The following is a 13,745-nucleotide window of genomic DNA, read 5'->3' as shown; positions in this document are numbered from 1 at the left end:
GGAGAAGCGTATTTTTATGTCGCGCAAACTTGTTCAGTAAACCGTTAGAGTAAGTTTTTAACCGATACTTTCGCCACTTTAACCAGAGATGGAAAAAACAACCGCATCAGAACTTGGCAACAATAATCAAGCCATAAAAATGACCGGACCCACCTAAAACACCAATGGTCTATTCAGCTAATACTTACCGAAGAGCACTGATTTTTTCGGTGTACAACCCATAAAAGCTTGATGCCATTGCTAATTCATTTTGAATATCAAGTCGAGAGACACTGAGCGCACGAACTGCTTTAGATAACATTCTTGAGGAAGCGATTCCTGGCAATAAAATCTTATACGTGGTGAATTTGCCTTTTTATATTGACGACCGATATTACGCGCTGAGGATCGCATCAATTGCTGAAAATTATCGGCAAGGCACCGGGGAGACTGGGATAAAAAATTAACCTCATTTGATAGTTCTTTTAAGGTTCTGTTCAGGTTTATGACATATGGTTTCCTGCATCTTCAGATTAGGAAATTGTATGAAATACAAAATGTATGTTGTTAACAGCTTGCGGTATCGTCTTTCCATCGCCCAATCCCTTACCTACCACCGTCCCTTGGGTGTTGTCATCTCCAACGCAAGTATCAGCGGGGTTAATTTGGATGGCTATTAACGACTCACAGAAATATTACGGCTCGGTTAGCCGCCTGCTACATTGGATAACCGCGCTGCTGGTGACATTACAGCTCGCTAGTGCTTATATGAACAACTGGCAGCCGGGTAATGCATTCAGCCAATTATTTCAGCCTTGGCATGCCACTGTGGGCTTTATGATTTTAGCGCTTGTTGGGCTGCGAATTGTTTGGCTGCTTTTTCAAATACGCAATCGCCCTCCGCATCAAGGTAAGGCGGTGCTGATAGGCCATCTATCTATTTATGCCTTATTGGTTGCGGCCCCAGTGAGTGGTTTACTACAAGGTTTTGGAATTCGGTTATTTGATCATTTGGTTTCCAAGGGAATTGGCACACCCTTTGCAGAAGCCTCGCAAGCAATACATGGCCCCATTGCTTATTTGCTGACCGTACTCATTGCAGGACATGTGTTCATGGCTTTATTCCACCACTGGGTTCATCGCGATGGCACGTTGTACCGCATGGTAGGGCAGGCAAAGAGTTAATCCATGATGTTGTGCTATTAGGCCGCGAGCAGGTACCGCCTGCTCGCGTCATTAAGGCTCAAGTGTCATGAATGGCTCATCTTCCTGATCGGTAAAGCTATAAACCTCGTAGGGCTCCTGCTGTGGCCCAGGCATGCCCGGCGTACCAATCGGCATACCGGCCAAGCCAATGCCTGTCAGGCTGGTCTTCAAATAGCTTGGTGATGGCTTCCATCGGTACGTGGCCCTCAATCCAGTACTCGCCAATACCAATGGTATGACATGAACCCAGTCCGTGTGGTACCCCGGCCCGCTGCTTGATCTCGCCAAGCTCAGCATCGTCCACAATGGTGACATCTACGCCCTGCTCTTCCAGGTGGCGAGCGTATTCATTGCAGCAGCCGGATTGAGGGTTTTTGTACATCGTTGCTTCATCAGGCAGTCCTGCCTGGGCGGCTGTTGCTCCCAGCAATAGCGAGCCTGACACCAATAGTGAAGTGGTTTTTAGGTTTATAAGCGTATCCTCTATTAATGAAAGAACTAATTGGCGCGGCTGAACAGGTATTTGATGAGTGAGGCAATGCTCAATCCTACGAGTAACAGAAGCATGAAGGGCATTAACCAGGCTAACCAGCCCATTGAGGCCATTACTGCAAAACAGTCTGCGTTCATCATGGTGGCCTCCTGACAATAGCGTGATGTTTAAAACCACTGAAAGCTTACGACCTATGGGGTTACCCCCTGGGTCAAGCCATGCCACCCTGCGGAAAAAGAAAGTTTGCTACAGATCATTTTTTTCTGGGCGAGTTCAGGCTCGTTTAAGGTTGGCGACGTATAAAGAACGAGTCACACTCACCTTGGAGGCATATGACTATGCGCAAGACCCATCTTACATCCAGCTTATTAGCTCTTTCACTGAGTATACTTGCCGGCGCTGCCTGGGCGGGACCTGGACACGGCGGCGGCGAAAGCGACCTTAGCGATGCTGATGCTGAGCGCACGATTAACATCGACGCAGGCGATATGTGGTTCGACCCTGATGAGCTGGAAATGGCCGCCGGAGAGATCGTGAAATTTGAAATTACCAACACTGGCAGTATTGAGCATGAGTTCGTGATCGGCAGCAAGGAAGCCCAAGAAGCACATCGTAAAATGATGCAAGAAATGGCAGGTGGCGAAGGCCATGATATGTCCAACATGTCAGAAGGCGAAGGTCACGATATGTCTGATGGTAGTAGCATGGCAGCCGTTACTATTGCCGCCGGTGAAACCGAATCTCTACTATGGCGAGTTCCCGATAATGCTGACGAGTTAGAGTACGCCTGCAACATCCCCGGCCACTATGAATCCGGCATGTACGGTAATTTTTCTTTCTAAGCAGACCTTTTACCAATGAAACTGTTGCTATTAGAAGACGATGACTTGCTGGCCGAAAGCTTGGCAGAGAGTCTAAAAGACAACGGTTACCTGGTCGACGTGGCCCCCACTGTTAAGGCGGCCACGTCGTTCATGGCCACCGAAGAATACGCGCTTGCCATTCTCGATATTGGGCTGCCCGATGGCTCGGGGCTTGAGCTGCTAGCCCATTGGCGTAAGCAGAAACGCGCCACTCCTATTTTGATACTCACCGCGCGCGACACCTGGGAAGACAAGGTGGTTGGCTTGGAAACTGGCGCCGATGATTACCTGACCAAACCCTTCCACGAAGCCGAGCTGATGGCTCGCCTAAAGGCACTGCTGCGTAGGCAGTCTGGCCAGTTATCCCAAGTCATCACACTGAACGGGGTGTCTCTGGACGAAGCCGGTCAGCGCGTTTGCCGTGAAGACACCCCATGGCGTTCGCTGACTGCCACCGAGTTTCGGCTGCTGCGCTACCTGATGCACCACCCGGACCGCATTCACTCCAAGGAGCGCTTGCTGGAACAGCTTTACGCGTTGGAGCAAGACGCCCCCGCACCCAATCTGGTTGAGGTATACGTGGCTCGCCTGCGCCGGTATCTTGGCAAGCCAATCATCCAGACGCGCCGCGGCCAGGGATACGTTTTTGTTTCACGTTAATAAACGCAGCTTACAGTTTCGCCTGCTCGCCTGGCTGGGCGGTGTCGCGCTGCTGGTAGTCGGCCTGACCTGGCTACTGCACGGCGTATTCCTGCAAAATCTTGCCAAGGACTTTCTGGGCGAGCGCCTCAAGCGTGAAGCCGACCACGCGGTCGCACAGCTCGAACAAGACCGCCTGGCGGTTCCCACATCGCTAGCCTCGACAAGCGAAGCCTACCAGGTCTTTCATCACCTTTACGTGCTGCGCCTCAACGGAGAGATCAGCGCCTCAGACTCAGTCTGGCAACGACAACTTGCCCCACTACTTAACGGAAAAGGGGATGCACTGATCGAGGTAACGCGCGGCGAGCGACACTTATTGGTGTATCGCCAGCATTTCGAATGGCAAGGCGCCAACGGCGTGTTGCTGATTGGTGAGGATTTTTCCCAAGTCGAAGCAGGCCTAGCTACTTTGCACTGGTGGGTGGGCGGCATCGCTGCGGGCATGCTCGCGGTGCTGGTCACGCTCAATATGCTGGCCGTCAATCGCGGATTAAGGCCGCTTTGGCAACTGCGTTATCAATTGGAAGCATTGCAAGCGGGCGACCGCCAGCGCCTCTCGCTAAAAGCGCCCGACGAACTCGACGCGCTTGTTGCCCAGCTTAACCGCTTTATGGACGACATTGACCTGCGCCTTAAACGCTCACGTGAGTCGGTCGCTAACCTTTCCCACGCGCTGAAAACCCCGTTGGCCGCCGTTACCCAAGTACTAAGCGGCAACCGACCGATTGATGAAAACCGCCGCCGGAAATTGCTGATGCGCATCGAGGACATCAACGCCCAGCTGGATGCTGAGCTGCGCCGTGCACGCATCGCAGGTCCTCATGCGGGTCGCATGACCCACCTGACCCGTGACAGTCAACGTCTGATGGAGATGTTTCGTAGCCTCTACTCTGAACAGTTGTTCGAGCTGACGCAGGCGATTGACGCGCGCGACCAAGTGCCGATCGATGCCCACGATTACGCCGAAATACTGGGCATCGTGCTGGATAACGCTGGCAAATGGGCCACCAGCGAGATTCGCTGCCACATTAGCACCTCATCAGACGCACTGACTTTAACGATTGACGATGACGGCCCCGGCGTTGCCGAAAGCGATATGGTGCGCCTCGGCGAGCGTGGCACCCGACTGGATGAGCACCACCCTGGCTATGGCCTGGGACTAGCTATTCTCTCACAGCTGGTGGCGCGTTATCACGGTCGCTGCCAGTTTGAGCACAGCCCGTTGGGTGGCCTTCGGGTCATCACCACATTGCCAATGACAGGCGTCACCTCCGCTTAACTGCTTTTTCAGCGTTGATTCAGCTTTCTCCCCCAATATGATGTCATTCATCAGCGATGGGAGTTTTACATGACGTGTTCGGACATCATCACCCACCCACTTTCACGCCGCCAGGTGTTGAAAGGCAGCGCGGCACTTGGATTGGGTTCCGCCGCAGCGATGGGCTTAAGCCCCGCCTGGGCTAACCCTTGGGGACGCACAAATGTCTATTCAAAGGGCGTGGAAGAGGGGCCTAATGTGTCGCTGGCTATCCGCCGCGAATCCATCCCGATTAATGGAAAAGAGGCTCGCCCGATTAGCCTCAACGGTACCAGTCCCGGCCCGCTGATCCGCCTTAAGGAAGGTCAGGACGCTGTATTACGAGTCACCAACCTGCTCGACGAACCCACCTCAATCCACTGGCATGGCTTGATTCTACCGCCGGGCATGGACGGTGTACCGGGCGTCAGTTTTGCCGGTATTGAGCCAGGCGAAACCTTTACTTATCGTTTTCCTGTCCGTCAGAACGGCACTTATTGGTACCACAGCCATTCCGGCCTTCAGGAACAGCTTGGTCATGCCGGGCCGTTAATTATCGACGCCGCCGAGCGTGAACCCTTTCGCTACGACCGCGAGCACGTGCTGTTGCTGACCGACTGGACCTTTGAAGAGCCCATGTCGGTGTTTCGCAATCTCAAAACCATGGAAGGTTATTACAACTTTCAGGAACGCACGATTGCCGACTTCTTCGCCGACATACGCCAAAACGGCTTCGCCCAAACGGCCGAAATGCGCAGCATGTGGGCCAAGATGCGCATGAGCTCGCGGGATATCGCCGACGTAACCGGCAGCACCTACACCTACCTGCTCAACGGCCATTCTCCCGAGGAAAACTGGAACGCGCTGTTCAAGCCAGGCGAGCGTGTGCGCTTGCGGGTGATTAACGGCTCGGCAATGTCCTACTTCGATGTGCGCATCCCTGGCCTCAAGATGACCGTGGTGGCCGCCGACGGCCAGCCGGTGCAGCCCGTTCCCGTCGATGAGTTCCGCATCGGCGTTGCCGAAACCTACGATGTGGTGGTCGCACCCGAAGATGATCAGGCCTACACCATCTTCGCTGAGTCGATGGACCGCAGCGGCTACGCCCGCGCCACGCTGGCGCCGCGCGAAGGCATGCAGGCGGAGATCCCCAAGCGCCGTCAGATTGCCGACCGCGGCATGGAAGCCATGGGCGCTCACGGCATGGGGGGGATGGGCGGCATGGATCATTCCGGCATGTCGAATATGCAGGGGATGGATAACGCTAATATGGAGGAAATGGATCACTCGAGCATGTCAAACATGGGTGGGATGGATCATTCCAGCATGGAAGGCATGGACCATTCGGGCATGGGAGGTATGGCCAGCGAGCAGCGCAAAACACGCGAAAACGGCATGCTGGCGGCTGGTGAAGTACAGCCAGGCTCCCGCTACGGCCAGGCAGGTATTGGTATTGATCCCAACGAGCGGCGTGTGCTGGTTTATCGCGATCTGAAATCTTTCACTCCCTGGCCCGACCGTCGCGAACCCGGCCGTGAGCTTGAATTGCACCTTACCGGCAACATGGAGCGCTACATGTGGTCGTTCGACGGCCAGAAGTTCAGCGAGGTTTCCGGCCCTATTCACTTCGAAAAAGACGAACGCCTGCGCCTGATCCTGATCAACGACACCATGATGGAACATCCTATCCACCTCCACGGCATGTGGATGGAGCTGGAAAACGGCCAGGGTGAATTGATACCGCGCAAACACACCCTAAATGTGAAGCCCGGCGAGCGCGTGTCTGCGCTGATCACTGCGGACGCCGAGGGCAGTTGGGCGTTCCACTGCCACCTCCTCTACCACATGGATGCCGGCATGTTCCGCGTTGTTCAGGTTTCTTAAGGAGACAGTATGAAAATTAAGCGCTACGTAACCCTCGCCAGTGCCGCCCTTGGCATGACCGTCGCAACGAGCTCCCAAGCCGAAGACGGCTATGCGGCACCAGACAGTTGGCCCGCGCCCACTAAGGAACATAATATGGGCATGGCACTGTTTGACCGGCTTGAATACACCGTTCCCGACAAAGGTCAAGACGCCGTGGTATGGGACTTTCAAGGCTGGTACGGCGGTGACATTAACCGCGTTTACCTTAAATCGGAAGGCGAAAACGTTCAGGGTGACGGCGAAGATGCTGAGTTTGAGTCCCTAGAACTCCTCTATAGTCGCTTAGTGGCTGATTTTTGGGAGTTACAGGGGGGGATTGGTTACCAAGGCGGTGTCTTCTCCGATGATCACGCCGAACGTACTTATGGGGTGTTGGGCCTACAGGGAGTGATACCTTATGGCATCGAAACCGATGTTGCCATGCAAGTGAGTGAAGATGGTGATGTCGCCGCCAGTTTTGAAGGCGAATACGATCTGCGCCTAACACAGCGACTCTACCTACAGCCGCGCACCGAAATTGCCGTAGCCGCCAGCGAAGTTGAAGAATTTGGCGTGGGTGAAGGGCTTAACTCGGTGCGCGCTGGCCTGCGACTAGGCTATGAAGTGACTCGTCGTTTCGCCCCCTACATTGGTGCTTATTGGGAGAAAGAGTATGGCGATACAGCCGACCTTTCACGGGCCAGTGGCGACAATACGGAAGATACTGGGGTGGTTGCCGGTGTTAAACTGATGTTTTAGCGAACTCTGAACATAGATATTTTTTAACGTCACCCAGTGGTGGCGTTTTTTTTATTTTTTATTTTTAAATTCAGCTTCATTTCAAAAAAGCCATCTAATATAACCATGTCATCAACCAGAGGAGTAATCACCATGAAAGTTAAATCAATTATCTTTGGGTCGCTTGTAGCCAGCATCCTTTCAACACCTGCATTGGCTAACTATGGGACAAACAACCAGGATCTACCTCTACTTGAAAGAGGCGTCTCTTCTACACAATTGCTTGCCCAAGGCCAATCAAAACGTTTCAGTATTAACATTCAAGAAGCGACTACGCTGAAGGTAGCAAGCGAGCACTTCCCAGGCGCAACCAGCGCTGGCAACCGTATCTCTGCTGTGCTTTATAATGTAGCAGGACAGCAGGTAGCAGAAGCATCCAGCCCACGTGGTCATTTTGAACTGGTCCGCCAACTGCAGCCAGGCAATTATCAACTTGAAGTGACAGGCAATGCACTAGGAGGCACTAAAGAAAGTGACAATAATCGCTATGAATTACATGTTGACTATTAATATGTAGTCACTAACTTAAGATATGGGCCATTCTTTATGATGGCCCTTTTTATTTAACATATATTTCTCTCGCTGAAAAAAAATTTTAACCATAGCTAGAATTATCAAAATAAAGGAGTAGCTATACTTGCCTGAGTGCTGCACAAAGGTTCTATGATTTTTTTAAATACCATGTTCTTAGCGAAGGAAAATCAATGCCAATATCAACACCCACTGCCTCTGCACGGGTTTACCGGATGAAAACCGCCGAGCATATGTGCCCGTTCGGTTTGAAGACAGTTGATCTTCTCAAGCGCAAGGGCTTTAAGGTTGACGACCATACCTTAACGTCTCGTGATGAAATCGATGCTTTCAAAGAACAGGAAAACGTCGATACGACGCCCCAAGTGTATATCGGTGATCAACGCATAGGTGGGTACGAAGAGCTACGCAAACATCTGGGAATGAGCGTTCCTAATGCAAAAAAAACCACTTATAGGCCAGTAATTGCTATTTTTGCTACTGCGCTGCTGATTGGCTTGGCGATTAGCTGGGCTACTCAGGGCACGCTGTTTACTGCGCGCATGCCGGAGTATGCCGTGGCCACGGCGATGGTGCTGCTCGGCCTGCAGAAGCTACAGGATGTCGAAAGTTTCAGTAGTATGTTTTTGAATTACGACCTATTGGCCCAGCGCTATGTCCCCTATAGCTATCTTTACCCCTATGCCGAGACAGTTGCAGGCATTTTAATGCTGGCCGGAACATTGGTGTGGCTGGCAGCGCCACTGGCGCTATTTGTTGGCACGGTGGGGGCAATCTCCGTCTTTAAAGCCGTCTATATCGACAAGCGTGAGCTTAAGTGTGCTTGCGTCGGCGGTAACAGCAATGTGCCGCTGGGCTTTGTATCGTTAACCGAGAATCTGGTAATGATCGCCATGGGGCTGTGGATGCCATTACGTATGCTGGTAGGTTAAGCCCGCCACTTTCTTACGCCAAAGCATGCTCTGGGTCAGATAATTAACTGGCATATATTCAGGTTGTGTTCAGCTAATTCAACCAGACTTGTTTAGCACTTATCCGACGCTTGCCTGAGGCGAAAAACCTGAACGCTTTGGGCTTCATTCCTAGGAGTGTTTGTATGGCTGACCAGGATAGAAAGCCAAAGTACGAAGAAGGGAGCCTCTCTCTCATCGGTGCCGTAGCGCTAGGCACGGGGGTCATGATCGGGGCGGGTATTTTTGCCTTAACTGGACAGATGGCAGAAATGACCGGCCCTCTATTTCCCCTAGCTTTTTTAGCCGCCGCGATGATTGTTTCTTGTAGCGCTTACTCTTACGTCAAAATGTCCAATACCTACCCATCCGCCGGGGGGATTGGCATGTATCTGCAAAAAGCGTATGGGTCAACGCTCCCTACCGCTTTCCATGCGCTATTGATGTATTTTTCCATGGTCATTGCGCAGAGCTTTTTAGCGAGAACGTTCGGTTCTTACACTCTGGAGCTATTTGAGCTAGGCGATCGCACTCTGTTTGTCCCACTACTCGGTGTGGGCTTATTGCTAGCGGCTTTTTTGATCAATTTATCTGCCAATAAGTTGATCGAGACAGTCGCCTCAGTGCTGGGTTTCATAAAAATTGGTGGCATCATCGTGTTTGGTGTTGTCGGTGTTTTTATTGCCGATTCTATCGACATGGGGACTGGTGGGGATGCGCCCCCCCCCACTCTCTCAGGTTTCTTGGGCGCGACGGCGTTGGGTATTTTGGCTTTCAAAGGTTTCACGACCATTACCAATAGCGGTTCGGAGCTGAAAAATCCAAAGCGCAACCTGGGCAAGGCCATCATGATCTCCATCGCGCTGTGCGTGGTGATATATGCGCTTGTAGGCTTTGCCGTTGCCAGTAACCTATCGCTATCCGAGATTATCGAAACTCAAGATTACTCCCTGGCGGCTGCCGCCCGACCCGCGCTGGGTGAAGCCGCGGTTGGCTTTACCGTCATCCTCGCCATGCTGGCCACTGCGGGTGGGATTATTGCCAGCGTCTTTGCCGTTTCTCGTATGCTCGCCATGCTCACAGAAATGAAACTGGTACCGCATCGCCATTTCCACATGCCCGGTAGCCTGCAAAAACATACGCTGGTCTACACGATCGTGCTCGGCTTGGTGCTGACCGCCTTCTTTGACCTTAGCCGAATCGCGGCGCTCGGCATTATTTTTTACCTGATCATGGATATCGCCATCCATTGGGGAGTTTTGCGCCATCTCAGGAAAAGCGTGGGCGCTAACGCGATTATTCCGACCATTGCCATCCTGTTAGATGTCCTTGTACTGGGTGGTTTTGTTTGGGTAAAAGCTATTGCCGACCCACTGGTACTTATCGTTGCCGTTACAGTGATGGCCGCGCTGCTAATCGGCGAGTGGCTATTTCTTGCTAACAGCAACAGCTCAACCGATAGCCACCACACGCACATTCACTAATCACAACGGCACAAGGAGCAAATGAATGGAGATTAAAACGTTTGGTGATCTAATCGATTGGACACATCAATTACATGCCCATCTTGCCGAGTGTTTGGCCCACTGCGCGAATCAGCACGAAGAAGAACGCGCGCAGATGCTGCTTAACTATCTGTCTCTTCATGAGGCAGAAATGCAGCGAGTAATTGCTGGCTTTGAAGGTACCGCAAGCGTTAACGTGCTTAATACCTATGTCTACGATTACCTCTCTCATCAGCCTATTCGCAGCCACCGAACCTGCGATGCGCCCTACTCCACGCTAGGAGCTGATGCTATCTGCAAAGAAGTACTGGATTTCCATGATCAAGCCATCAGTTTATATCGCAGCCTGATCGGCAGAGCCGAAATCCGAGAAGCCAAGGAACTGCTGGAAACACTTCTCGATTTAGAGGAGCACGAGGCTATGCGTCTATCTCGGCAAACTGAAAGAATGCACGATATCTAATAGAATGGTACATCTAAAAAAATGCCCCACTGCCTAGCTGCACAGTGGGGCATTGGTTATTAACGGCTTACATCATACGTTTAAGCTCGCCGTAATCACCTTTAATACGCAGCTTAACGGTTACCTCCTGTTCATTTCGGTTACGGAAGAACCAGCCATGGTTCCCCGTAAAGGCAGCTTCCAATTCCCCCTCATCCTCAGGAACGCCACGTCCTTTTTCGTAGCTGATGGAATTACCACCGCCATCACCGTGGGTGTCAAAATTGACTGGCCCGCCTTCAGATGACCAAGCAAAGGTCGCAATAGATCCTTCATCCATCGTCAACTTGTACTCGGTGCCCTCTCCGGGAGCAAGCGAGAAGCTTACTTCTTCACGCCACGCTGGCTCAGACGATATCTCGCCTTCGGTGAGTGTCGTATCAGATGTGACATTGGCCACATCATCACTCGCTTCGAGCTGAGCCTCGTGCGACGTCTCATCAGCGGAAGGTGCCGATGCCACCTGTTCCTCAGCCGGTTCAGGGCTTTCATTTACCTCTTCGACAATGCGTATTTCAGCGGACTGGTTGGTTTGCTCGGGGTCTTGCGCCGAGTTGGCGTTGGCTTGGTCCTGAATTCAAGCAATAAGAGCAGCACCTGCGGTATCCAAGGCTCCTGAGTACTCCCCAGGAACACCTGTGCCGGTGTCCGATATCCTAGTCGTTTTCGGGGGCGATCATTCAGGTTCTTGACCACCCTGCGTAACTCGACATCGGTGACCTGTTGAAAGTCCGTTCCCTTGGGGAAGTACTGCCGTATCAGGCCATTGGTGTTTTCATTGGTCCCACGCTGACCGGAACAGTGGGGGGCGCAGAAGTAAATCGCTGCCGTTACCGCCTGGGCTACGGTATCGTGATCAGCGAACTCCGAGCCGTTGTCCATGGTGATGGTGCTGGACAGCACCCCGGCGAGGCTTAAGCAGCCGGATCATGGCTTTTTGCGTCAGCTCCGCTGAGAGCTTGGGCAATCGTGCTGCCAGCAGATAGCCGCTACGTCGATCGACCAGCGTCACCAGGCCAGATTGTTTGTGCCCCTGGACCACGGTGTCCCCCTCCCAGTGCCCAATAAAGCGCCTGTCATCGACCTCAGCGGGACGATGCTCGATACCCATACGGTTGGGAATCTTGCCGAGCCCTGCGCTCTTTGCCTGGGCACGGTGCTTGCTGCGTCGCTTGAGCTGGCGGAGATGCTGCCAGAGATCGCCACCACGAGCCTTATCATCCCAGATCAAGGCGTAGATCCACTGGTGACTGACGCCTACGCCATACAAGGGCACCATGAAACCGCTGATCTGCTCCGGGCTCCATTCCTCCCGCAGCCGGTCGGCGACGGCGGCGATCATGCTGGGTAAGCGCTTCGTCCACTTCCAGGCGGTGCGTCGCCGATGATCACTGCGGACTCGCCTGCTCTGGATCGTAGCCGCTGGTGGTAGCGTTGCGGCGCAGTTCACGGCTGATCGTACTGTTGTGGATACCAAGCTCTCTGGCGATCTGACGTCGGCTCATGCCCAGGTCATGACGGGCATATATTTGGTATCGTTGGGTCTGGGTTATATCCCATGCTCTGCTTCACTTTGGTCGGTGAGCCGAGAAGGGTACCGGCGCTGACCCTCCCGCCTCTACCTCGTGGTCCAAAGTGCTGCAGTTATTCTATGAATCCAGGCTGTAGGCTTTCATCAAAGAAGCTTCGCAAGGGAGGTTTTCCTTATTAGGGTTATGGCGCTTGAACGTATGGGTCTCCCTGGATAGTGGCCAGCAGATTTTTGGATGAGACATGCCCAATCATCATGCCAATTTAAGGTTTAGAAGGACGGCATCATAGCTGAGTGAAACGGAACGCCTAATCTAAAAAATGCACCTTATGAAAAGCACAAGTTGAAATGAGTCTCCCCATCTCATTGACAGGGGACTGCTTTTCTCAACCTACATATCAGCGCTCAATGGACCTCTTGTGTGAATGTCACGACCGCTGAGATAAGGGCAAAACCAACTCTTTATAAATGTCTTCGATACTCCCCTCTTCTATGCCGCTACTTTGTGGTTCCTGCTCTTGCTTCGGATTGAGAGGTGTTATAAGCCCGCTGGACGATGCCAGTACGGTGCTGAGCTGCTCATAATCGATGGTTATATTATCGACATTGTATTGGTTGAGACGTGTCATGGTGTCTGACAGTGCGGCCATGCTGTGCTCTTCTTCTCCAAGCGGCGGAAATGCTTGAATCAGCGTCTGTCCGTCTTCCCAACCGATTTTAATAGGCTGATTGATGATGTTGACTTGGGTGCCGGGAGGAATGCGGTCAAATATAGATTCGATGTCTTTGGGTAACATGCGAATACAGCCTCGGCTTGCGCGCATGCCAATCCCGTCTGGCTGATTGGTACCATGAATCAAATAGCCATCGAAGCCTAGGATGATGGCATGGTCTCCTAACGGATTATCGGGGCCGGGCGGCACAACGCTTGGCGCGGTTTCGCCGCGTGCTTCCGCTTCGCGTTTTACCGACTCAGGCGGGTACCAGGCAGGATTTTTAATATTCATTGTGGTCTCGGTCACACCGAGAGGAGTATCAAAGCCTTCGCGACCAATGCCAATAGGATAGGTCTCAACGCGCGGTGTCTCACCGTTTTTGACATCTGGGTAGTAGTAAAGCCGCAGCTCGGCGATATTGATGACGATCCCAGTACGCTCGACATTCGGCAGAATGAAACGTCCTGGAATAGTTACTTCCGTGCCCACCCCTGGTACCCAGATGCTGACCTCTGGATTTGCCCGGGTCATCTCCAAATAGCCAAGGTTGTGACGCCTGGCAATATCTATCAAGGTATCGTCGTAATCCTTCACGACGAAGGTGTCAGCCTCGCCGATAATATTGCCTTCCTCAGGTAGCGGGTAGTGCCCATTGGGCCATTCCGTCTCCTGGGTAGTGGCGGGTTGTGCCGCGATGGCGACAGGGAGCCATGCCAAAGATGAAACCATCACACTCATGATGAAGCCCATCTGCATTGGCGATCGGA

At 52.6% G+C, this 13,745-nt stretch carries 13 protein-coding genes and 1 pseudogene; 10 read left to right on the top strand and 4 right to left on the bottom strand.

Annotation, left to right across the window (positions count from 1 at the left end; translation table 11 throughout):
* Positions 1-648 precede the first annotated feature (648 nt).
* Complete coding sequence (locus QC815_RS02270; RefSeq protein WP_085920393.1) at positions 649-1,164, top strand: cytochrome b; 516 nt, start codon at positions 649-651, stop codon at positions 1,162-1,164.
* 97 nt (positions 1,165-1,261) lie between these two features.
* On the opposite strand, the gene QC815_RS02265 is transcribed toward QC815_RS02270, so the two are convergent.
* The gene (locus QC815_RS02265) at positions 1,262-1,855 is read right to left on the bottom strand and encodes a DUF411 domain-containing protein (protein ID WP_309766729.1); all 594 of its coding nucleotides are present in this window, start codon (positions 1,853-1,855) and stop codon (positions 1,262-1,264) included.
* A 161-nt stretch (positions 1,856-2,016) separates the two neighbouring features.
* On the opposite strand from QC815_RS02265, the gene QC815_RS02260 reads away from it, so the two are divergent.
* The 9 genes from QC815_RS02260 to QC815_RS02220 all read left to right on the top strand — a co-directional run bounded on the left by QC815_RS02260 (position 2,017) and on the right by QC815_RS02220 (position 10,692).
* Entirely contained in the window at positions 2,017-2,520 is a 504-nt protein-coding gene (locus tag QC815_RS02260) for a cupredoxin domain-containing protein (protein ID WP_253026791.1), read from the top strand.
* A gap of 15 nt (positions 2,521-2,535) precedes the next feature.
* Entirely contained in the window at positions 2,536-3,201 is a 666-nt protein-coding gene (locus QC815_RS02255) for a response regulator transcription factor (protein ID WP_085920390.1), read from the top strand.
* Entirely contained in the window at positions 3,188-4,522 is a 1,335-nt protein-coding gene (locus QC815_RS02250; RefSeq protein ID WP_309766726.1) for an ATP-binding protein, read from the top strand. Before QC815_RS02255 ends, QC815_RS02250 begins: the two co-directional genes overlap by 14 nt.
* 69 nt (positions 4,523-4,591) lie before the next feature.
* A complete protein-coding gene (locus QC815_RS02245) occupies positions 4,592-6,424 on the top strand; it encodes a copper resistance system multicopper oxidase (RefSeq protein ID WP_309766724.1) in 1,833 nt (610 codons plus the stop codon).
* A gap of 9 nt (positions 6,425-6,433) precedes the next feature.
* Positions 6,434-7,204: a copper resistance protein B gene (locus tag QC815_RS02240; protein WP_199283577.1), complete on the top strand. Its 771-nt coding sequence runs from the start codon at positions 6,434-6,436 to the stop codon at positions 7,202-7,204.
* A 132-nt stretch (positions 7,205-7,336) separates the two neighbouring features.
* A complete protein-coding gene (locus tag QC815_RS02235; RefSeq protein ID WP_309766721.1) occupies positions 7,337-7,753 on the top strand; it encodes a hypothetical protein in 417 nt (138 codons plus the stop codon).
* A gap of 194 nt (positions 7,754-7,947) precedes the next feature.
* A complete protein-coding gene (locus QC815_RS02230) occupies positions 7,948-8,706 on the top strand; it encodes a glutaredoxin family protein (RefSeq protein ID WP_085920385.1) in 759 nt (252 codons plus the stop codon).
* Between the two features lie 164 nt (positions 8,707-8,870).
* Positions 8,871-10,208, top strand: coding sequence for an APC family permease (locus tag QC815_RS02225; RefSeq protein ID WP_309766719.1), 1,338 nt, complete (start codon positions 8,871-8,873; stop codon positions 10,206-10,208).
* Between the two features lie 25 nt (positions 10,209-10,233).
* A complete protein-coding gene (locus tag QC815_RS02220; protein ID WP_199283581.1) occupies positions 10,234-10,692 on the top strand; it encodes an ATPase in 459 nt (152 codons plus the stop codon).
* 67 nt (positions 10,693-10,759) lie between these two features.
* Here the strand turns inward: QC815_RS02220 and QC815_RS02215 are convergent, their stop codons facing one another.
* The 3 genes and pseudogenes from QC815_RS02215 to QC815_RS02200 form a co-directional block, all read right to left on the bottom strand.
* Positions 10,760-11,194 carry a hypothetical protein gene (locus QC815_RS02215; protein WP_233337237.1) on the bottom strand — a complete coding sequence of 145 codons (435 nt, stop codon included), beginning with the start codon at positions 11,192-11,194 and terminating at the stop codon, positions 10,760-10,762.
* A 114-nt stretch (positions 11,195-11,308) separates the two neighbouring features.
* Positions 11,309-12,284, bottom strand: a pseudogene (locus QC815_RS17345) (IS30 family transposase).
* Between the two features lie 406 nt (positions 12,285-12,690).
* On the bottom strand, positions 12,691-13,734 hold the full coding sequence (locus QC815_RS02200) for a L,D-transpeptidase family protein (protein WP_085920377.1): 1,044 nt from the start codon (positions 13,732-13,734) through the stop codon (positions 12,691-12,693).
* Between the last annotated feature and the right edge of the window lie 11 nt (positions 13,735-13,745).

This window comes from Vreelandella gomseomensis, from assembly GCF_031451645.1.
In the GTDB taxonomy this organism is placed as follows: Bacteria; Pseudomonadota; Gammaproteobacteria; order Pseudomonadales; family Halomonadaceae; genus Vreelandella; species Vreelandella gomseomensis.
This window is presented reverse-complemented; position numbering and strand designations above follow the sequence as displayed.